The sequence below is a fragment of the Thomasclavelia spiroformis DSM 1552 genome (genome assembly GCF_025149465.1).
GTDB classification, from domain to species: Bacteria; Bacillota_I; Bacilli_A; order Erysipelotrichales; family Coprobacillaceae; genus Thomasclavelia; species Thomasclavelia spiroformis.
In genome coordinates, this window is record NZ_CP102275.1 from 1237057 (window position 1) to 1259423 (window position 22367).

General features: G+C 27.4%; 25 protein-coding genes. 23 read left to right on the top strand and 2 right to left on the bottom strand.

Translation table 11 applies throughout. From position 1 onward, the window contains the following. Positions 1 to 16 precede the first annotated feature (16 nt). From NQ543_RS05710 to NQ543_RS05760, 11 genes are all read left to right on the top strand, one after another. Positions 17 to 808: a phosphoenolpyruvate carboxykinase (ATP) gene (locus NQ543_RS05710; RefSeq protein ID WP_004609820.1), complete on the top strand. Its 792-nt coding sequence runs from the start codon at positions 17 to 19 to the stop codon at positions 806 to 808. Continuing rightward, positions 795 to 2558: an ABC transporter ATP-binding protein gene (locus NQ543_RS05715; protein WP_004609819.1), complete on the top strand. Its 1764-nt coding sequence runs from the start codon at positions 795 to 797 to the stop codon at positions 2556 to 2558. Before NQ543_RS05710 ends, NQ543_RS05715 begins: the two co-directional genes overlap by 14 nt. A gap of 52 nt (positions 2559 to 2610) precedes the next feature. Continuing rightward, positions 2611 to 3429 carry a DUF5011/hyalin repeat domain-containing protein gene (locus NQ543_RS05720; protein WP_039904164.1) on the top strand — a complete coding sequence of 273 codons (819 nt, stop codon included), beginning with the start codon at positions 2611 to 2613 and terminating at the stop codon, positions 3427 to 3429. Positions 3430 to 3456: 27 nt separating this feature from the next. Beyond that, the gene (locus tag NQ543_RS05725) at positions 3457 to 4854 is read left to right on the top strand and encodes a polysaccharide biosynthesis tyrosine autokinase (RefSeq protein ID WP_004609817.1); all 1398 of its coding nucleotides are present in this window, start codon (positions 3457 to 3459) and stop codon (positions 4852 to 4854) included. A gap of 4 nt (positions 4855 to 4858) precedes the next feature. Further along, positions 4859 to 6295 (top strand): polysaccharide biosynthesis tyrosine autokinase, encoded by a 1437-nt coding sequence (locus NQ543_RS05730; RefSeq protein ID WP_039904163.1) that lies wholly within the window; start codon positions 4859 to 4861, stop codon positions 6293 to 6295. A 3-nt stretch (positions 6296 to 6298) separates the two neighbouring features. After that, on the top strand, positions 6299 to 7039 hold the full coding sequence (locus tag NQ543_RS05735; RefSeq protein ID WP_004609815.1) for a tyrosine-protein phosphatase: 741 nt from the start codon (positions 6299 to 6301) through the stop codon (positions 7037 to 7039). A 14-nt stretch (positions 7040 to 7053) separates the two neighbouring features. Next, complete coding sequence (locus tag NQ543_RS05740) at positions 7054 to 8445, top strand: LCP family protein (RefSeq protein ID WP_039904205.1); 1392 nt, start codon at positions 7054 to 7056, stop codon at positions 8443 to 8445. A 133-nt stretch (positions 8446 to 8578) separates the two neighbouring features. After that, on the top strand, positions 8579 to 9997 hold the full coding sequence (locus NQ543_RS05745; protein WP_004609813.1) for an amino acid permease: 1419 nt from the start codon (positions 8579 to 8581) through the stop codon (positions 9995 to 9997). Between the two features lie 66 nt (positions 9998 to 10063). Further along, the gene (locus NQ543_RS05750) at positions 10064 to 11383 is read left to right on the top strand and encodes a M18 family aminopeptidase (protein WP_259935709.1); all 1320 of its coding nucleotides are present in this window, start codon (positions 10064 to 10066) and stop codon (positions 11381 to 11383) included. Continuing rightward, entirely contained in the window at positions 11383 to 11796 is a 414-nt protein-coding gene (locus NQ543_RS05755) for a hypothetical protein (protein ID WP_004609811.1), read from the top strand. Before NQ543_RS05750 ends, NQ543_RS05755 begins: the two co-directional genes overlap by 1 nt. Before the next feature lie 313 nt (positions 11797 to 12109). Beyond that, entirely contained in the window at positions 12110 to 12238 is a 129-nt protein-coding gene (locus NQ543_RS05760) for a hypothetical protein (RefSeq protein ID WP_004609810.1), read from the top strand. Positions 12239 to 12315: 77 nt separating this feature from the next. On the opposite strand, the gene NQ543_RS05765 is transcribed toward NQ543_RS05760, so the two are convergent. Together NQ543_RS05765 and NQ543_RS05770 are read right to left on the bottom strand one after the other, a co-directional pair. After that, positions 12316 to 13206, bottom strand: a complete 891-nt coding sequence (locus tag NQ543_RS05765; protein WP_039904160.1) for a PHP domain-containing protein — start codon at positions 13204 to 13206, stop codon at positions 12316 to 12318. A gap of 73 nt (positions 13207 to 13279) precedes the next feature. Further along, the gene (locus tag NQ543_RS05770) at positions 13280 to 15073 is read right to left on the bottom strand and encodes a flavin reductase (protein ID WP_004609808.1); all 1794 of its coding nucleotides are present in this window, start codon (positions 15071 to 15073) and stop codon (positions 13280 to 13282) included. Between the two features lie 184 nt (positions 15074 to 15257). Between NQ543_RS05770 and NQ543_RS05775 the strand changes: the two genes are divergently transcribed. The 12 genes from NQ543_RS05775 (at position 15258) to xseA (ending at position 22358) form a co-directional block, all read left to right on the top strand. Next, positions 15258 to 16244, top strand: coding sequence for an ATPase, T2SS/T4P/T4SS family (locus tag NQ543_RS05775; RefSeq protein WP_039904158.1), 987 nt, complete (start codon positions 15258 to 15260; stop codon positions 16242 to 16244). Further along, positions 16237 to 17238 (top strand): type II secretion system F family protein, encoded by a 1002-nt coding sequence (locus NQ543_RS05780; RefSeq protein WP_004609806.1) that lies wholly within the window; start codon positions 16237 to 16239, stop codon positions 17236 to 17238. The genes NQ543_RS05775 and NQ543_RS05780 overlap by 8 nt, the downstream gene beginning before the upstream one ends. Before the next feature lie 9 nt (positions 17239 to 17247). Beyond that, positions 17248 to 17550 (top strand): competence type IV pilus major pilin ComGC, encoded by a 303-nt coding sequence (comGC, locus tag NQ543_RS05785; protein ID WP_004609805.1) that lies wholly within the window; start codon positions 17248 to 17250, stop codon positions 17548 to 17550. Then, complete coding sequence (locus NQ543_RS05790; RefSeq protein WP_004609804.1) at positions 17540 to 17947, top strand: prepilin-type N-terminal cleavage/methylation domain-containing protein; 408 nt, start codon at positions 17540 to 17542, stop codon at positions 17945 to 17947. Before comGC ends, NQ543_RS05790 begins: the two co-directional genes overlap by 11 nt. Beyond that, positions 17934 to 18155: a PulJ/GspJ family protein gene (locus NQ543_RS05795; RefSeq protein ID WP_004609803.1), complete on the top strand. Its 222-nt coding sequence runs from the start codon at positions 17934 to 17936 to the stop codon at positions 18153 to 18155. The genes NQ543_RS05790 and NQ543_RS05795 overlap by 14 nt, the downstream gene beginning before the upstream one ends. Continuing rightward, positions 18107 to 18577, top strand: a complete 471-nt coding sequence (locus NQ543_RS05800; protein WP_050752810.1) for a prepilin-type N-terminal cleavage/methylation domain-containing protein — start codon at positions 18107 to 18109, stop codon at positions 18575 to 18577. Before NQ543_RS05795 ends, NQ543_RS05800 begins: the two co-directional genes overlap by 49 nt. Further along, on the top strand, positions 18561 to 18935 hold the full coding sequence (locus NQ543_RS05805; protein ID WP_004609801.1) for a hypothetical protein: 375 nt from the start codon (positions 18561 to 18563) through the stop codon (positions 18933 to 18935). Before NQ543_RS05800 ends, NQ543_RS05805 begins: the two co-directional genes overlap by 17 nt. 78 nt (positions 18936 to 19013) lie before the next feature. Further along, the gene (gene efp / locus NQ543_RS05810) at positions 19014 to 19571 is read left to right on the top strand and encodes an elongation factor P (RefSeq protein ID WP_004609800.1); all 558 of its coding nucleotides are present in this window, start codon (positions 19014 to 19016) and stop codon (positions 19569 to 19571) included. 115 nt (positions 19572 to 19686) lie between these two features. Beyond that, entirely contained in the window at positions 19687 to 20157 is a 471-nt protein-coding gene (locus NQ543_RS05815; protein ID WP_004609799.1) for a SpoIIIAH-like family protein, read from the top strand. A gap of 50 nt (positions 20158 to 20207) precedes the next feature. Continuing rightward, the gene (locus NQ543_RS05820; RefSeq protein WP_039904156.1) at positions 20208 to 20546 is read left to right on the top strand and encodes an Asp23/Gls24 family envelope stress response protein; all 339 of its coding nucleotides are present in this window, start codon (positions 20208 to 20210) and stop codon (positions 20544 to 20546) included. A 91-nt stretch (positions 20547 to 20637) separates the two neighbouring features. Beyond that, positions 20638 to 21042 (top strand): transcription antitermination factor NusB, encoded by a 405-nt coding sequence (gene nusB, locus NQ543_RS05825; protein ID WP_004609797.1) that lies wholly within the window; start codon positions 20638 to 20640, stop codon positions 21040 to 21042. Continuing rightward, complete coding sequence (gene xseA, locus NQ543_RS05830; protein ID WP_004609796.1) at positions 21042 to 22358, top strand: exodeoxyribonuclease VII large subunit; 1317 nt, start codon at positions 21042 to 21044, stop codon at positions 22356 to 22358. The genes nusB and xseA overlap by 1 nt, the downstream gene beginning before the upstream one ends. Positions 22359 to 22367 lie beyond the last annotated feature (9 nt).

Genomic DNA, 22367 nt, shown 5'->3' on the forward strand with positions numbered 1-22367 from the left:
CAATAACTAAAAAATTATGAATAAATATAAAATTATCAATTTTGACTTATATATAAAATACCCTTATCAAAAAAATTGCTGGAGAAAATTTAATGATTTTAATTTAGATAATTTTGATATAAAGATTTTTCTTTATCGTGGGTATGATTTTTTTAATGGTCTACAGTATGTCGATCTTCAAGATACTAATACACATCTTATTATGAATGGTAATGATTTTATGGTTGTAAATGAAGATTGGAGCAAAGCAAATATTATAAAAATGAATCAGTCCGAAAGTTTTGATGCTTTTACAATGCAGTTGTTTTACACTCATGCTGTGCAAAAACATATAATACAAATTCATAGTTCATTAGTTGAATATAAAGGTAAAGGAATTATGTTTTTAGGGCCATCTGGTATTGGTAAAACAACTCAGGCAGAGTTATGGAATAAATATTTAGATGCACTTATTATTAATGGTGATTGTGTATTTGTTGAAGATAAAAGTAATGAGTTTATTGGATGGGGAACCCCATGGTGTGGTTCATCTCCATATTGTGAAAATAGAAATGTTCCTGTTTTAGGCTTAGTTGTTTTAAAACAAGGAAATGAAAATAGGATTAGGAAATTAGATGGTTTTGAAAAAGTGAGTGAAGTTAGTAATAACATTATTTATCCTATGTGGTTAGAAAATGGGATGGATTTATGTTTAGATACTTTAGATCATTTGTTGAGAAATGTTCCTGTTTATGAGCTAACAAATAAAGCTGACAAAGAGTCAGTTGAGTTAGTTAAGCAGGTGATATTTATAGATGAAAAGAATTAAGCATATTATTAAGAGGATTAAAGAAGGACGTTTAAATGAATTGTTTGATCAATTGCTCTGGTTGAGTACTTATGTAAAGAGATATTGGATATTGATTGCAATTTATACGTTTTTGATGACATCAGGATCATTGTTAGGATTAGGAACAACAGTTGTTTCTAGAGATCTTGTTGATGTTGTAACTGGAGAGAGTTCTAAAAATCTTGTTTATGTAATTGGTATGTACGTTGGTACAGGTGTTGGTCAAATTTTTATTAATGTGATTAGAACACGGATATCGCTAAGAATTCAATTAAAGATTCAAACTGAAATTCGAGAAGATATTTTTAAACAGATTATACAAACAGATTGGGAATATCTTTTGGATTATCGTACTGGAGATTTATTGTATCGAATTAATGGAGATGCAGGAATGGTAGCAAACAGTATTTTAACTTTTATCCCAACTGTCATCTCTGTTTTTATAAGTTTTTTTAGTGCATTTTGGATTATGATGAAAAATGATCCAATAATGGCATTAATTGCTTTGATGGGAGCACCTATTACATTATTTACATCAAGATATACAATGCGTAAAATGCGTGAGTTTACTAAGAAAAATCAAGATTTTTCAAGTAATAAAATGGCTTTTGATCAGGAAACATTTCAAAATCTGCAAATGATTAAAGCTTTTGGTCTAGTACCTAAATTTATTAATGATTTTCATGATGTACAACAAAAATCAATGAAAATATCATTAGATCAAAACAAATATCAAACATTTGGTACAATTATCACTTCATTAGTTGGCCAAGTCATTGGTTATGCTTGTTATGGATACGCGCTATTTCGTTTAGCTAGTGGAGCAATTAGTTATGGAACGATGACAATGTTTGTAGGAATGGCGGGATCACTTAGAGGATCTTTTAGTTCAATTGTCAATCTTGTTCCAACATTGGTCAGAGCTTGTATTAATGCTCAACGAATCATTGAAATTATTGATCTTCCTAGAGAAGAAGTAAAAGATGATAAAGAAGCTCGTTTGATTTTAAATGAAGCTAGTAAATATGGTGTTGAGATTTATATGAATAATGTAAGTTTTTGGTACAAAGAAGGAAAACCAGTTTATGAAAACTCTTCTTTATATGCTCATCCAGGGGAAATAATAGGGTTGTTAGGACCTAGTGGACAAGGGAAAACTACGACATTGAATTTATTATTAGGACTATTTCATCCTCGTAAAGGTAGTTTAAAAGTTGGTAATCCTAATGGTTTAATGATTGATATTTCTTCAGCAACCCGCTGTTTATTTAGTTATATTCCTCAAGAAAACACAATGTTTTCAGGAACAATTGCTGATAATATTAAAATGCTAAAGCCTGAGGCAACAGAACAAGAAATTATTCAAGTTTTAAAAATGTCTTGCGCATGGGAATTTATTAAGGAATTAACTGAGGGAATCAATACCCCAGTAAGAGAACTTGGACGTCGTTTTTCACAGGGACAAAAACAAAGATTATCGATTGCTCGAGCCCTACTGGTTAGTACCCCAATTTTATTATTAGATGAAGCTACAAGTGCTTTAGACATAGCTACAGAAAAGAAAGTATTAAAGAATATTTTAGAACATGACCCTCTAAGAATAATAATCGTAGCAGCGCATCGCCCTAGTGTTTTTTCAATGTGTCATCGTGTTTATAAGATTTCTAATGGTTCTATTCATGAAGCAAATCAAGAAGAAGTAACACGTTTTTTAAAGGGAGATGATTAGTGAAATTGGATATTTAGATTTTTTAAAGATTTTTAATGCAAGGAGGATGTACATGAGGATTTTAAAACGTACAGTTATTGTAATATTTTGCGTATCTTTATTAATTTTTATTATTGCAGTTGTAAAAGAATTAATAAGTAGTGATTCATCTATACCAGAAATAACAAGTGATCGTGATGTTTTAGAGGTTCCATGTAACTATACAGAAAGTCAGCTTTTAGAAGGATTAAGTGCTTATGATCAAGATGATGGTGATTTAACAAGTAAAATTGTAGTAGGAAGCATGTCAAGATTTATTAATCCTGGTGTTTGTAATGTTACTTATGTTGTCTTTGATTCTTCTAATCATTCAGCTAGCTATACACGAAAGGTGCATTTTAGTGATTATCATGCACCAAGATTTAATACTAGTGAGCCATTAGTATTTACTGAAAGAGAAGGTAATTCAACCCTTCTTAAAGAAAGAATTATTGCAAATGATATAATCGATGGAGAAATAAATGAATCAATTATAAATACAAGTAACGATATCAACTATTCAGTTGCGGGAACTTATCATAGTGTTTATGAAGTTTCTAATAGTTTTGGTGATACATCAACAATTGAGTTACCTGTTCATATTATTAAAAGCGAAAACAATCAAATTGACATTAAATTAACACAGGGAATTATTTATATAAATCCTGGTGAAACAATCGATGCTGCTGATTATATTGAAAGTGTTACAAGTGCTCAAGGTAGAACACTACATCGTGTTGTTAAAATTGAATCAAATGTTGATAATACTACACCTGGTATTTATGAAATTCATTATCGTGCTAGTTATTCAGGAACAAGTGGTGAAACATGGTTAACTGTAGTTGTACAATAATTTCAAAGAAAGGGGGCAATCATAAATATGAATCAAGATGAAATTAATTTAGATTCAATCAACTATCGAGGTATTATTAGGGATTTATTAAAAAATTGGTGGATAATTGTCCTTATCGTAATTTCTTTGTATCTAGCAGCTACAGGAATTGGAAAATTAGTTTATATCCCTGAATATACAGTTTCTACAACTTTAGTAGTAAATGCTCAAGGAACTAGTGATACATATACTTCACTAGCAATGGCTAATGAAATGGCTGATATTATTAAAGAAGTTTTTCAAAGTGATGTTTTATTAGAATTAGTGGAAAATGAAATTGGGAAAACTAATCAAGGAACGATTACATGCAATCAAATTCAAGAAACTAATTTATTAGTATTAAATGTTACTTCTAAAGATCCTCAAAATGCTTACCAATTTATGAATTCAGCATTAAAACATTATGATGAAGTTTCTGATTATGTGTTTACTAATGCTACATTACAAGTATTACAAGAACCTTCAATTCCAACTACACCATCAAATAGTTCAAGATTGATCAATTATCGTAACTATATCGCATTATTAGGTGGAGTAGCTGTCGCTGGAATTATTGTTTGTCTATATTTATTTCGTCATACACTTAAAAGTAGTGAAAACGCTACAAAATTATTAGATGGTCGAGTTGTTGGTGTGATTCCTTATGAAAAGAAAAAAAGAAATAAACATTTAAAAAAATCCAAACAATCATTGCTTATCAGTTCTCCTATTGCAAGCATGAATTTTGTTGAAGCAAATGGAAGAATGTCATCAAGAATCGAACATAATTTTGATAAACATAATTTTAAAGTACTTTTAGTTACTGGAACTGGCGAAAATGAAGGTAAATCAACAGTTGCAGCTAATATTTGTTTATCATTTGTTGAAAAAAATAAAAAAGTATTATTGATAGATGGTGATTTTAGAAAACCAGCACAATATAAAATATTTGATAAAGAAGTTTTAGATACTAATCCTTTACAAGATGTTATAACAGGAAAAGCCACTTTAAAAGAAAGCATATATTTCAATAAAAAAAGCAATATCTACGAATTGTTTCTTTACCATGCTGTTGATGATCCCTCAAAATTAATGGACGTTATTACTTTAAAAAAAATAATAGACCAGTTAAAAGAGCAATTTGATTATATTATAATTGACTGTTCACCTATATCTGTTTCCGTAGATGCAGAAGTATGGATGGAAGTTGTTGACAGTACAATTTTACTTGTGCGTCAAGATTGGACAGATATTAGAATTATAAATGATACTGTTGATTTAATTTGGCAAAGCGACTGTGATTTTATAGGGTTTGCTTTAAATATGTTTATAGATGATGAAATTCGTCATAATGACTATGGTTATAGTTATTATGATTATAAAACCCATAGACATGAAAGTAGGTGATATCATGGATGAACAAAGATTAAAAGAATCAATGATGGAAGACGATAGCATTGAAATTGATTTAAGTGAACTAATTCATGATTTTTTAAAAATACTTAAAGACTATTGGGGCGTATTTTTAGGAACTATTGTTATATGTACTATTGCTTTTTCTACTTTCCGTTATCTTACTTATACTCCAATTTATCGTTGTGAAGCAACTTTTACAGTTGCAACTGATAGTGAAAATACCGGAAGTTACAGTTATTATTATTCACAAAATACTGCTGATCAATTATCTAAAACCTTTCCATATATTCTTGATAGTAGCTATTTTAGAAGTATTTTACTTGATGAATTAGGTGTTAATAGTTTAAATGGAACTTTAAGTGCCAGTACAGTTAGTGAATCTAATATCGTAACTATGGGTGTAGAAAGTAACAGTCCTCAAGATGCAATGTCGATTTTAACATCAGCAATTGAAATTTATCCTGATGTTGCACGTTTTGTTTTAGGGCAAATTCAATTTCATATGATCAATAATCCACAACTTCCAACAGATCCTTACAACAAATTAACTTTTACAAATACTGTTCTTGTAGGTGGTATAATTGGTTTGGTATCTGGAACAATAATTTTAGGATGTATGGCGCTTTTTAGAAAAACGGTAAAAAATCCTGAAGACATGAAACGAATTACAAATTTAAACTGTATGGCAACAATTCCACAAGTGAAATTTAAAGCTCGTAAAATTCACAAACAAACAAGAATATCGATCAATGACCGACGAATTTCTTTTGCTTTCAAAGAAAATATGCGTTCACTACAAATACGCTTAGAACGAGTTTTTAAAAAAGAAGAACATAAAGTAATAGTAGTAACTAGTACAGCTGCAAACGAAGGTAAAACAACCCTTACAATAAACTTAGCAGAAACATTTGCAGCTAATGGTAAACGTGTTTTATTAATTGATGCTGATTTACGTAGACAATCAATTGCCAAAATTCTTAAATGTGATAATAATGAAGGATTAGTTGATTTATATTTACAAAAAGGTGATGTATTAAAAAATATTCGTAAATTAGATAATTCAAAATTTTGGTTTATAGGAAATGATAAACCGATTAATAATCCTGTATCTGTTTTAAGTCATCCGGATTTTAAAAAATTTATTGAAAAAATGAAAAAAGAATTTGATTATGTAATTATTGATACTCCACCATGTGGAATCTTTCAAGATGTTACTTTAATCCAAGAATATTCTGATGCTTTGTTATATGTTGTAAAATATGATTTTCTACCATATCAAAAGATACAAAATGGACTATCTATATTAAAAGAAGATTGTTGTTTTATGGGGTATGTCTTTAATATTTATACTAAAAAATCATCAGAATACGGTCATTATAGTTATGGATATAATCAATATAGATATAGTAAAGGCGGTGAATATAAGGAGTAAGTTATGATTGATACACATATTCATATTTTACCTAATCTAGATGATGGGGCTAATAGCATGGATGAAGCAATTAATATGGCCAAACTTGCATTCGATAGTGGAGTAAAAGCAATGGTTGTAACGCCTCATAGTAATCAAATCAATGGTTTTAAAAATTATAATGGAAATAATTTAATTGATACATTTAGTCGTTTTAAAAATGAATTAATTAAACATAAAATTGATTTAAAGATTTATTTAGGAATGGAAATTTTAGCAAGTAATGATCTTGTTGAAAAAATAATAAATAATAAAGTTATTGGATTAAATAAGTCAAGATATTATTTGATAGAATTTTATTTTGATGATACTGTAAGTGATATTGAAATGATTTTAAAAGAAATATTAAAGATTGGTAAAATACCACTTATTGCTCATCCTGAAAGATATGTAAATGTTCAAAAAGAACCTTGGATTATTTATCGATGGTTAAAACTTGGCTGTTTAATTCAAATCAATAAAGGCAGTATATTGGGTCATTTTGGTAAAAATACCCAAATAACTGCAAAGAAATTATTAGATTACCGTTTAGTAACAGTTGTAGCTAGTGATGGTCATAGCAGTATGTATCGTCGTCCTAATATGAATGAAATTCAAGATTATTTGGAATTGAATTATGGTATTGAATATGCAGATAAATTATTATATATGCACCCTAAAGCTATTATTGAAAATAAAAAAATTACATTTATTGATCAAAATTAAAAGTGGAGGGAACAATGAATAAGATATTTAAAGATATTAGAACATATTTTATGATTGTTTTAATTATTGTTATATTGCGGCTTGGGTATCAGTTAATTAAATATCCTATTTTATCAACAAAATACATCATTATTTTTATGATTGTTATTATAGCTATCTTGTTTTTATTTATTTTAAGCCAATATAAAGCAAAAAATAAAAAAATAAAACTTACAGGTAAAATACTTATTATTATCTTTTGCTTATTACTAATACCTTTAAACTATACTTTTTCTAAAACAATGAATGCTTTAACTAAAACTCAAACTCATGTAGAAACAGACAGTGTTTCAATTATTGTAAAAGCAAATAGTACATATCAATACACCCAAGATTTAAAAGGAAAAATATATTCAACTCTTGCTACTGATGATGAATCAGTAGATAAAACAATTGAAAAACTTCAAAGAGAAAACAACGAAAACATTCAACCCAAAGTATACAGTGGTGTGTTAACACTAGTAAATGCTTTATATAATAATGATGTTGATTGTATAATTATTAACGAATCATATCGAGCCATGATTGAAGAAGATTTTCCTGATTTTTCTAATGATACAAGAGTTATCTATTCAAAACAATATATTACTCAAATAGATTCTCCTGAAAATAATGATATTACTAGAAATACTTTTAATGTTTATGTCAGTGGAATAGATACATATGGCTCAATTACAACTAAATCACGTTCTGATGTTAATATGATAATAACGGTTAACCCAACTACAAAAACGGTTTTATTAACTAGTGTTCCAAGAGATTATTATATTCCATTTAATGTTCTTGGTGGTCAAAGAGATAAATTAACTCATTCAGGCTTATATGGAGTTAATGAAACAATGCAAAATGTTGCATCTTATTTTGGTATTGATATAGATTATTTTATAAGAGTAAATTTTGATAGTTTAATCGATATTGTTGATAGTTTAGGTGGTATCGAAGTTTATAATCCTCAAGCATTTAAAAACTTTGAGGTTGGAAAAATTACTTTAAATGGTGAAGAAGCATTAGTATTTTCACGTGAAAGATATTCTTTTGAAGATGGTGATAAAGAACGTGGTAGAAATCAAATGAGAGTAATTACAGGAATTATTAATAAAATTTTATCACCGGCAATAATCAGCAATTATAGTGAATTAATGGATAAATTGCAGGTTTCTTTTCAAACTAACATGTCTGATGAACAAATAATTAGTTTAGTAAGAATGCAGTTAGATGATATGAGTCCTTGGACAATTCAACAGCAAAGTGTTAATGGAAATGGACAAACGTTATATTCACCAATTTATGGTTCTGATTTATACATGATAGTTCCTGATGATAAGTCAGTTGAAAACGCTAAAGTCAAAATTAATGAATTATATTAAATAACTACTTTTTATTAGATTAATAAAAAAATATAAATTAATAGGGAAAATCATAGTAATTTGATATAATTGAAAAGCAAATAAATGTTTTAAAAACAAAACATTTATTTGTAATATTAGATGGAGGTTATTTATGTCAAATTCGAAAAAAATCGTTTGGTATAACTTAGCCTTTATGGCGTTTTCTACAGTTTGGGGATTTGGAAACGTAGTAAATGGATTTGTATACTTTAACGGTATTCAGGTAATTTTTAGCTGGATCATGATGTTTGCATTGTATTTTGTACCTTATGCATTAATGGTTGGAGAATTAGGTTCAGCATTTAAAAATGCCGGTGGTGGAGTTAGTTCATGGATTCATGAAACAATGGGTTCGAAACTAGCTTATTATGCTGGATGGACATATTGGGTTGTACATATGCCTTATATTGCATCTAAAGCATCAGGAGGATTAAAAGCGTTAAGTTGGGTTCTTTTCCAAAATTCATCTTTTTATGATTCTTTGGATATTAGATTAGTTCAAATTATTACGCTGATTGTTTTCTTATTTTTTGCATGGGTAGCATCTCGAGGATTAAACCCATTGAAATCACTTGCGACATTAGCAGGATCTTCGATGTTTGTTATGTCAATTCTATTTATTATCTTAATGATGGCAGCACCTGTACTTAATCCAAATGGTGGGTATCAAACAATTGACTGGAGTTTTAAAAACTTAATTCCATCATTTAGATTAGAGTATTTTACATCTTTATCTATTTTAGTTTTTGCAGTTGGGGGTTGTGAAAAGATTTCACCTTATGTAAATAAAGTTGAAAATCCATCTAAGGGATTCCCTAAAGGAATGATTACTCTTGCAATCATGGTTATTGTTTGTGCAATACTGGGAACAATTTCAATGGGAATGATGTTTAATGTTGCAGATATCAATGCAAACTTTGATTCGTATATTGCAAATGGTGCTTATTGGTCATTCCAAAAATTAGGCGAGTATTATGGCATTGGAAATACATTTATGATTATTTATGCCATCTGTAATATGATTGGTCAATTATCAACATTAGTTATTTCTATTGATGCACCACTTAGAATGTTATTAGATAATGAAGATGCAAGACAATATATTCCTACTAAGTTGTTGAAGAAAAATGATAAAGGTGCATATGTAAACGGTATATGGTTAGTAGTGGCTATTGTAACACCATTAATTTTAGTACCAGCTTTAGGAATCAACAGTGTTACTTCGTTTTTAAAATTCTTAACACAATTAAATTCGGTATGTATGCCACTTCGTTATTTATGGGTGTTTATTGCTTATATTGCTTTACGCAAGGCAATTGATAAATTCCCTGCTGAATATCGTTTTACTAAAAATCAAGTACTTGCGAAATTTTTTGGTTGGTGGTGTTTTGCAATTACAGCTATTTGCTGTGGACTAGGAATGCTTAAGGGAAGTCCATTTGAAATTGCAATGAACATTATTACACCTATAATTTTAGTTGGATTAGGAGCAATTATGCCTGCTCTTGCTAAAAAAAATAAAACAAAATAATTTTTAAACATATCCTTTAACGTTTAGTTAAAGGATATGTTATACTTATATACGGAGGTTTTGTTTATGGATAAAAAAATATCGCAGGAATTAATGTTATTTATAAAAAAAAGTCCTACTGCTTTTCATGCCATTGATAACATAAAAAAAACATTATTAGAAAATGGCTTTGAAGAATTATTAGAAGGACAAGTATGGCAGATTGAAACAGGTAAACGTTATTTTGTTTCTAGAAATAATTCTAGTATCATTGCTTTAAATTTAGGTACTGATTTAAGTAACTATAGCTTTAATGTTGCTGCTTCACATAGTGATTCACCAACTTTTAAAATCAAAGAAAATGCTGAAATTGAAATTAGAGGGAAATATACGCAACTAAATACCGAAGGTTATGGCGGAATGCTGTGTTCAACTTGGTTTGATCGGCCTTTATCAATTGCTGGACGTGTTTTAGTACGTGATGGCGATCGTTATCTTACTAAATTAATTAATTTTGATCGTGATTTAGTATTAATTCCTAACGTTGCAATTCATATGAATCGTGCTGTAAACGATGGTTATGCATATAATAAACAAGTAGACATGTTGCCATTATTTGGTGGTAGTGATAGCAAAGTAGGAGATTTAAATAAATTAATAGCTGAAAAATTAAATATTGATGTTGAAAATATTTATGGTAGTGACTTATATTTATATAACCGTATGGAGCCATCTATATGGGGGATAAATGAAGAGTTTATTTCTTGTCCACAATTAGATGATTTACAATGTGCTTATAGTAGTTTACAAGGATTTTTAAAAGGATATAATGCTAAATCAATTAATGTATATGCATGTTTTGATAATGAAGAAGTTGGTTCGGGAACAAAACAAGGAGCAGGTTCTACGTTTTTACAAGATGTTTTAAAACGTGTAAACAATGCGTTAGGTAAAAGTGATGAAGAATATTATCGTGCTTTAGCTTCAAGTTTTATGTTAAGTGCTGATAATGCTCATGCAGTTCATCCAAATCATCCAAGTAAAACAGATGTCAATAATTGTGTATATATAAACGAAGGTGTTGTTGTTAAATCACACGCTGGGCAAAAGTATACAAGTGATGCTGTAAGTATTGCTGTTTTTAAAGGGTTATGTAAAAATGCTAATGTGCCAGTACAATTTTTTGCAAATCGATCTGACGTAGTAGGTGGCAGTACTTTAGGAAATATTGCAATGGCTCAAGTTTCAATGAATGGGGTTGATATTGGTTTACCACAACTTGCAATGCATTCATCTTATGAAACGGCAGGAATTAAAGATACATATTATATGATCAAAGTAATGGAAGAATTTTTTAATAGTCATATTGAAGAAACAACTGCACATGAATTAAAGGTTACTAAGTAATGAAAAAAGAGAAGTTAACAAAAAAACAAGTTGCTAAAATAAAAAAAGAGATATTAGAAAAATATACAATCTCTGGGTTATGGCAAACAATGTGTGGTTATATAGTTTTATTATTTGTAAAAGAATTATTGACAGATAATTATTTAATTAATTTTTCTGTAGATGTGTTAGTAGCAATTGTGGCATTTTATATTACATTGCATAATTTAGTCAATCAGTATAAATTAATTAGTGAACATGGTATTTCTAAAAAGCCATTTGTTTTTCAAATTTTTGGATATGTAATTGGATTGTTTATTGTAATTATTACGCTAAAGAGTCCTTTCGATATTTCATTTGCTATTTTAGTTATTGCCTTTTTAACAAATAAGAAACTATTTGAAAAAGAACTTAATTCTATTAAAATGAAATAATTTTTTAAGTATGGTTAAATAAATACCATACTTTTTTATTTAATAACAGATAATCAGTAAACAATTTTACCACTGTTAATATTCTATATTAAGAGGGAAAATTATGGACGATATAAATTCAAATGATAGATTAGATGGATTAAGAGAGGATCAAGATAATAACTATTAGGTAAGTATAGATGAAGTTAAATTATTAGAGCTGATGAATTTAACACGGCAAGAAAATACTATGTGAACACGATTACTTTTAATAAGTATTGCAGAAGCATTTAGTAGTATCAACCCATTTTTTCCTAAAGAAAAGGTGCAAAATATGTTATATGAACACTTAAGACTTACAACAATCGAAGTAACTGCTAGATTACAAGGAGATTATATTGCTGATATAAATGCTTATGATATGGTTCAAAATGAGATTTTAAAAATGTCTAGTTTTTTGTAAATGGAATTATAGAACAATTCCCCGATTTATTTTAAATAAAAATAATCTAATATAAAAAGCTTATATCGGTAAGCTTTTTATATTAGATTATAGCTTTTTAGTTGTTCTTCAATTTCTTTTTCATCGATTATACATCGACATTCACCTAATTCAATCGCTGGTTTAGTTTTACCATGATAATCACTACCGCAAGTAATTAACATATTATGTTTTAAGCCCGCTTGATAAAAATATTGAACAGTTTCTTTATCATGATAATTGCTAAATGCTTCAACACCATCTAGACCTAATTTTACCATTTCATCAAATATTTCAAATTTTCCTTTTAAGTTATTACCAGGATGTGCTAATACAGTAACACCCCCATGTTCTTTTATTAATTCAATTGTTTCTTTTAAAGTTGGATAAATCATTTTTGTATAACAAGGTTTACCTTGAGCATAATAATCCCAATAAAAATTTACATATGGATTATCACTGCGGTTACCATCTTTTCGATATGGTTTTAATAAAGGATGATCTAAATAACGTTGATCATTTAATAAAATTTCACCAAACATTTCACCGGTATATACACCACTAGCGCTTAATTTCTTTAATGCTTCTTTGTCAACATCAAATCCTAAATTATTAGTTAATTCAATCTTTTCTTTAGAGTTTTTAAGTTCTTGATTTAAAATATTTTTTTCTAAAGATTCAAAATCTTCATGATGATAATCAATTCCATAACCTAAAACATGTAAATCAATACCTTTATAAGTACAATCTATTTCAATTGCAGGAATATATGTAATATTTAATTTATTAGCAACTTTTTTAGATTCCTCTATTGCTTTCACGCTATTGTGATCAGCAATTGCCATAATTTTAATATTTTTTTTATGGCATTTTTCAACTAGTTCAGCTGGTTTGAATTCACCATCATCACTATATTTAGAATGCATATGTAAATCAATATATTTTTCCATCATTTAGCTCCCTTTAATTTCTTTATATAATTATAAAAATATCCGCAATTAATGTACGGATATTTTGTTTTAACTAATTTTCAATTGGTTCAAAATCAATTGCACCATGTTTACATAATGGACAAATATAATCATCAGGTAATGTATCACCTTCATAAATATATCCACAAATCTTACATACAAAACCTTTTTTTCCTTCTGTATTTGGTTTAGGTTTAACATGATCTTGATAATAATTATAACTCATTGTTTCTTTATCAGACATTACACGAGCTTCACTAACTTTACAAATGAACATTCCATGTGTATCTAAATCAACGTAATTTTCTACTTCTAAAGACATAAAAGCATTAATATATCGTGGTAAAAATGCCAATCCATTATCTGAATAAAGTGGTTTGAAATCAGCAAATTTATCAACTGTTCTACCACTTTGGAAACCAAAACGTTCAAAAACACTAAATGGTGCTTCGACAGACAAACAGTTAACATTAAGTTTTCCAGTTTGTTTAATTACGTGATGTGAATAGTTTTGTTTATTAATATTTACTGCAACACGATTTGGTGAATCGCTTACTTGAGTAACAGTGTTTACAATCAAACCATTGTCTTTTTTACCATCATTACTTGTAACAACATATAAACCATAACCAATTTTAAATAGGGCGCTCATATCATGTTTATTAGCTTTATCATCTGATTGAGCGATATAATTTTGGCATAATTCATCAGATAATTTATCAATAGCTTCAATTGTATCATTTTTAACTGCAGATTTAATTGTTACTGAGTTGTTTGCAAATGTAATATTTTTACATCCTGAAAGCATTTCTTTCATTGTTTTATTAGCAAGTGGTGACCAAGATCCATTTTCAATTAAAGCAACTGTACGATTTTGGAAATTTCTTTCAGTTAAATGATTAATAAACTCTTTCATAAATGGGAAAACATCTGCATTATAGGTAGTCGTTGCTAAAACTAACTTACCGTAACGGAAAGCATCTTCAACCGCTTCAGCAATATCATCGCGTGCTAAATCATGAATTGCAACTTTTGGACAACCTTTTTCTTTTAATTTTTCAGCAAGTAATTCAACGGCTTTTTTAGTGTTTCCATAAACTGACGTATAGGCAATAACAATACCTTCACTTTCAACACCATATGATGACCAAATATTATATAAATTTAAATAATATCCTAAATTTTCTGTTAAAACTGGTCCATGCAATGGACAAATTGTCTGTATATCTAAAGTTGCCGCTTTTTTTAATAAAGCTTGTACTTGAGCACCATATTTTCCAACAATACCAATATAATAACGACGTGCTTCACATGCCCAATCTTCTTCTACATCATTAGCTCCAAATTTTCCAAAACCATCTGCAGAAAATAATACTTTGTCTTTACTATCATATGTAACCATAACTTCTGGCCAATGTACCATTGGTGCAAATACAAAAGTTAAATTATGTTGACCTAAAGATAATGTTTCACCATTTTTTACTTCCAGTCTTTTTACTGATGAATCTAAATCAAAAAATTGATCCATCATTACAAATGTCTTTGTATTTGCAACAATAGTTGCATCTGGATACGTTTTGATAAAATTTAAAATATTTGCTGAATGATCAGGTTCCATGTGTTGTACAATCAAATAATCCGGAGTTTTTCCATTTAATGCATCATCCAAATTATCTAACCATTCATGGGTAAAATTAATATCAACAGTATCCATTACTGCAATTTTTTCATCCATGATTACATAAGAATTGTATGCCATTCCATTTGGCACAACATATTGTCCTTCAAATAAATCAACTTGGTGATCATTTACACCAATATAATGAATATCTTGTGAAATTTTCATAACCTTCTCCTTATCTTATTTAAATGTCCAATAAAATTATAGTACATTGTATTTTCAAAATCAATCGATAAGACATATATTGATATGCTATTTTATGACATTAATATAATAAAAAATATAATATTTTTTTAAATCAAAAGTAATTTGAAATCTAAAAATGTATATGGTAATAGGAGGGAAAAATATGAACGACTTATTTGAAAAAATAATAAATCATGCCATTTCATATAAAACATCAGATATTCATTTTTTATTAAAACAACAATGTATTATATCATTTAGACAAAATGGTCGTTTAACTCAATATGATGTACTCGATTATAATGTAGGAATAAAATTAATTAATTATATTCGATTTAAATCTAATATTGATATTAATTACCAGTTAATGCCACAAACCGGACATATAAACTATACATATGAAAACAAAATATATTATCTGCGGGTTTCTAGTTTACCTGGAAAAGATATCGATAGTATTGTTGTTCGTATATTAAATAATCATCGTAATTTGTCATTAGATGAACTTACTGTTTTTAAAGATGTAAAAGATTTTTTAAATCAAATCGTAAAACTAAATGCTGGTTTATTTATTGTAAGTGGTGCAACTGGTTCAGGAAAATCAACAACATTATATACATTATTAGATACAATAAATAAGTTTGAACAAAAAAATATTGTAACATTAGAAGATCCAATTGAAATAAAAAAATCATATTGTCTACAAATTCAAATCAACGATAAATTAGGAATTACATACAATAACTCATTAAAACAAATTCTTCGTCATGATCCTGATGTCATTATGATTGGTGAAATTCGTGATGAACAAACAGCTAGATTAGCAATAACTTGTGCTTTAACTGGTCATTTAGTTTTAACTACGATTCATTCTAGTAATTGCCTTACAACAATTCGTAGATTGTTAAATTTAGGGATCTTAAAAATTGATGTCGAAGATGTATTAATTGGGGTAATGGCACAAAAAATACTTTATCAAAAAAGCTCACATGAACCAATTATTTTAGTTGAATATTTAAATCGAACAATGATCAAACATTTTTTTAAAGAAGGATATGTTGAATATACTACTTTTAAAGACAATGCTAAATATTTATTAGACAATGATTTGGTTGATCAAAAACAGTTAACAGGAGTTTTGTATGAATGAAGAATATCGTTTTTTAGAGACTATTGCTATTTTTTTAGAGCAGGGATATTTGATTCAAGATGTCTTAAATATATGTAAGTATATTTATAACAATGATCGAATTGAACAATTAAAATTAAAGTTAAATGAGGGCAAAAGTTTGGATGAAGCGATTCTAGAGTGTGATTTTAATAAAACTTTTAAAGAATATTTTAATTTTTTTAGAATTAAAAATAATTTATCTAAAGCAATTATACAAAGTGTTAATATTTGTAAATCAAAAGACAATACCTTTATGAAATTAAAAAAAGAGCTAACATATCCTTCATTATTAATTGTTTTTTTAATGATGTTTTCACTATTTATTGTATATGCACTTTTACCATCAATTATGCAATTATTTAATGAATTTTCAATTGAACCTAGTTTAATAACTAGATTTATGTTTATGTTATTTAAAATAATTCCTATTTTGATTTTAGGATTGCTTATCAGTTTTATTGGACTTTGTTTTGTCGCAATATATGCGATAAATAAACAGTATTTTCAATTAATTGATTTTTTTGTTAGTCATATTTTTATAATTAAAAATATCATTCAAAAATATTATTCAATTAAATTCGCCCTTTATTATAATGAGTTATTAGTTAATGGTTATGATACTACTGATATAGTTATTATGCTTTATCAACAAATCGATGATAGTGATATTAAAATGTTGATCTATGAAATATATACACAGATTTTAAAAGGGGAGTCATTAGAAAAAATCATCATTAATTTTAATTATTTTGAACCATTATTTATTGCCAGTTTTAAATTATTGATTCATGATAATCGTGCTAATAAATCACTTGATAATTATTTAAAAATATCACTTGATATACTGCATTTTAAAATTAGTAAAGTAATTAAAATAATTGTACCAACAATTTATTGTTTTACCGCAACTTTTGTTGTTTTAGTTTATGTATCAATAGTTATTCCCATGATGTCAGTTATTAGTAATTTATAGGAGGTTACAATGAAAAGAAAAGGATTTACGTTAATCGAAATGATCTTTTGTATTTCAGTCATTTTAATTATTTTATTACTTGTTATTCCTAACGTGACAAGTAAAAATCGGGTTGTTAAAGAAAAAAGCTGTGAAGCTCAAGTTGAAGTAGTCAACTCCCAAATAGTATTATACGAGATCGAGCATGGTCACTTGCCAACTAGTATTTCTGATTTAACATCGGGTGAACATCCGTATTTGACAGAAAAACAAATAACCTGCCCTAGTGGTTTAAAAATCTCTATTGTCGATGGTCAAGCTTATGCTAATTAATCGTGGTTTTACACTAATTGAAGTTATTTTTTCAATTAGTGTAATTATTATTCTTAGTTTATTTACATTAAGGTATGCACGCTTATCACCTGTACATTTATCAATTAAACAACAGTGTAATCAGGTTATTTCTTTATTGCAGGATGCTAAAACTCAAGCACTGTTAAATCATCAAAAAATAGATATCATCATTGAAAATAATCAAATAAGCTATAATGATGGCAATCAGCATGTTCTAAAATTAGATGAGAATTATTATTTTGAAAATAGCTTTGAGCTCTATTTTAATAAAAATGGTAATATCAATTCTGGAAATACTTTAAAATTATGCGATAAAAATACTTGTAAAAGTATTATATTTAATGTTGGAAGTGGGGTTTTTTATGTTAAAGAGTAAAGGAATGACATTAATTGAAACATTATTAGCTTTTAGTATCTTTGTAGGCTCAGTAGTGATGATTTTTAGTAGCTATGTTAGTGCCTTGAAACATTATCAATCTAATAATCACGAATATTATGAATATTTAAAATTACAAAATAATAAGGAATTAGAATTATGGAAAACAAATCAATTAGATTCATCAATAGAAGAGGTTTTACATTAATTGAGGTATTATTTTCTTTAGCTATTTGCTTATTGATTGTAATCAATGTATTGCCAATCGTTAAAATAGTTACTAGTAAAAATAACATTAATGTTAATACTAGTTTTTATGCAATGGGAGCAAAACAAGTTGCTAAAATTTTATATACTGCAAGAGATATTAAAGTAGGCGGAAATTTATTATATTTAGATAGTGATGATAAAACATATACATTATCATTGAATAAAAATCGTGTTGTTAAAGAACCAGGGTTTGATATTATTATTAGAAATGTTGAAGAGTTAAGTTTTTATAGATATGATAAAAATATTTATATGTGTTTAAATGATGGTGAAAATGAATATCATTATTTAATTGCAACTGATTATCAGTTAAAAAATGAAGAGATTATTGAGGATAGTAGTGATGAAACAGTTGAATAAATCAAAAGGCTCGATTTTACAAGTGGTTTTAATTGTTTTTATGGTTTTAGTTTTAAATATTAGTGTGTTTTATCTTAATATTATTGAAAATAGTCGAGCGATTAAAAGAACAAAAAGGTTAAATAACGAACGATTAATTGAGCTTAGTATTATAAGATACTATAAAGAGATGATTTTAAATGATATTTTATTAAGTAATGTAATTGAGATTGAAAATTATGTAATTAATTATACTGTAGATGATTTTGGAAATTATTATTATATTGAAACTATAGTAAAGAAATATGATAATGAATTTGGTTTTAATTTAGAAATTGAACTTGATTCATTAGTGATATTATCTTTTGAATATCGATAATTAAAGAAAAGCACTTCACTTTATCACTATTTTTTGGTATAATCACAAAGTAAATTACAAATAAGGAGATTTTTTTTAATGATTAGTGTAGGAGATTTAAGACCAGGAACTACTTTTGAATATGAAGGTAACTTATATGTTGTATTAGATTATTCACATAATAAAACAGCTCGTGCAGCTGCAAATATTAGAATCAAAATGAAGAATTTAAGATCTGGTTCAACTACTGAAGTTACATTTGGTGGAAATGATAAAGTAAAAAAAGCACACGTTGATAAAAATAAAATGCAATATCTTTATAATTCTGGAGAAGCATTAGTTTTTATGGATAATGAAACTTATGAACAAATTGAAATTCCTGCTGATAATTTAAAATGGGAAATCAATTTCTTAAAAGAAAGTGATGAAGTTGAAGTAACTAGTTATGAAGGAGAAGTATTAGGAGTTTCTTTACCTATCAATGTTCCTTTCAAAGTTATTGAAACTGAACCAGCTGTAAGAGGTGATACAGCTACAGGAGCTACTAAAAATGCTATTATTGAAACAGGATATCAAATTAAAGTACCTTTATTTATTTCTGAAGGTGAAATTGTTATCGTAAATACAGTTGATGGTAAATATCAAGGTAGAGCATAATTAACTAATCAGTGATGATTAAAATTTAATCATCACTTTTTATATATATTATTGTTTATTTTCATATTTTTATCTTTTTAACATATACTAGAGTAGTTGATAAAGGAGAAAAAATATGAATAGACAAGCAATTACTTTTTTAACCTTATTTAGTCTAATTTTAGTACTTTCAATTTATTATATTCTTTTGCCTCCAGAAAATACTGCTAATCAAGTTTCTTTAAATGATCAGGAAGTTTCACAAATTGAAATGATGCAAAAAAATTTAGATAAAGAACGAGAAGATTTAATTAGTAAAAATAATGCAATTATTGCTTCTGGTAAAAGCAATAGTGATGAAATTGCTTCAGCCTTAGCTTCAATTAGTGAAGCTAAAGAAACGGCAGCTTTAGAAAAAAAGATTACTGATATTATTAATAATGCAGGATTTAAAAATGCCTTTGTAGAAGTGGAAAATAAAACAATTAAAGTAGTTGTAGATAAAAAAAATGGTAAGGAAACTGATGCTAACAATATTATTAAAGCAGTAATGGAAAAAACAAACAACGAATATCAAGTGGAAGTTAAGTTTATTAGTGAGACTTGAATTTTATCTTGATTTTATATACAATAAGTGTATATAAAGGAGCAGTTAATATGAGTCAAGAATATTATTCAGTCGAAAAAGAAACAAATTTAGGTACTTTAAATATTGGTTTAAATGTATTTCAGTCAATAATCATTGAAACTGTAAAAGCAATGAATGGTATATGCTTTGAAGGGAATATGATCAACATGCCTGGAAATTCCCCAATAAACGTGCGTCTTAACAAAAATAATCAAGTTATTGTTGATGTAGCAATACTAATTGATTATGGATTAAACGTTACAACCACAACTACTGCATTACAAAATAAAATTATTCAAAGTTGTTTTGAAATGACAGGAATTAAAAATATTAAAGTTAATATTGAAATTAAAGGTATAAATTTTTAAAGATTATCTTTCGATAATCTTTTTATTATTCATTTATTTTAATATACAAATATGATAAAATCATTATAGATATTTTGGAAGGACGGTTTGAATGAAGAAATATAGAAAAAAATTAATTAGAGAAAAAGCAGTTATTGCAATTTACCAAAAATTACTTATAGATATAACAACAGAAGAAGTTTATAATTACTTAGATAGTGATAAAGAACTAGCAAATGATAAAGATGATTATGATTATTGTGTTATGTTAATTAGTAGCATTGCTAATAATCTTGAAAAGTATAAAGCTGAAGTTGCAAAACATTTAAAAAAAGGATGGTCACTTGAACGATTATCAAAAATGGAACTTGCAATTCTTTTAGTTGGATGTTATGAATTATTAGAAACGGACCAAAGTAAAGAAGTTATTATTAATGAAGCAGTTGAATTATCTAAAAAATATTGTGATGATGATGTTTATAAATTTGTAAATGGAGTATTAAATAAAATTAAGTAATGGAAAAACGATATTTAACGGTTAGCGCACTAAATCGTTATTTAAAAGCTAAAATAGATAGCGATGAACAGTTACAAAAGATTTTAATTAAAGGTGAAGTTTCAAATTTTAAACACCATAGTTCTGGGCATCTTTATTTCACATTAAAAGATGAAACGTCTAGAATCAATGCAGTTATGTTTGCTTCAAAAGCACGAAAATTGCCATTTGAATTAGAAAATGGTATGAAAGTTTTGATTCAAGCAAGTGTTTCTGTATATGATGTAGCTGGAACATATCAATTATATGTTGATAATATTGAACAAGATGGTTTAGGTAATTTATATTTACGATATGAACAACTAAAAAAAACATTAGCTTTAGAAGGTCTATTTGATCAAGAACATAAACAGGAAATTCCTAAATTTCCTAGCAAAATTGCTGTTTTATCAGCTTATCCAAGTGCAGCGTTAGCAGATATTGTAAGAACGATTAAATTAAGATTTCCAGTTGTTCGAGTTATTGTTTTTCCCATTCCAGTTCAAGGAAAAGGAGCATATTTACATATAATTAAAACCTTGAATTACGTTGATAGTTTAGGTTTCAATACTATTATTATAGCCCGCGGTGGAGGCTCTTTAGAAGATTTATGGAATTTTAATGAGGAAGCTTTAGCTAGAGCTATTTATAATTGTAAAACACCAATTATTAGTGGCGTTGGTCATGAAATTGATTATACGATTTGTGATTTTGTTGCTGATTATCGTTGTGCAACACCAACTGCTGCTGGAATTAAAGCAACACCTGATTTAGTTGAATTAAAACAGAATGTAAATAATATTAATTATACATTGAATACATTAATGAAACAAAAAATAACTTTAAATAAACAGATGTTGAATAAATTAAATTCATTTTATTTATTTAAAAATCCAAATAAGTTATTTGAAGATAAAAAAGTTAAAATAGATTATTTGTCTGAACGATTAAAAGATATTTTTACTTATAATTTGAATTTTCAAAGCAATAATGCTAAAAATTTGATTCAAACTTTTAATCATCAAGCAAATTTATTTACGCTTGAACAAAAAAATCATTTAAATTTAATTAATCAGACAATGGAACAATTAATGAAACAAAAAATAAAATACGAAAAAGAAAAACTATATTATACATTATCTAAATTAAATACACTTTCACCATTAAAAGTATTAGAACGCGGATTTGCAATTGTCTTAAAAGAAGATAATGTTGTTTTAACTGCAAATGAATTAAAAACAGGTGATAAAATTAAAATAAAAATGAAAGATGGTAGTAAAAACGCCATTATTGAATAGAGGTAAATT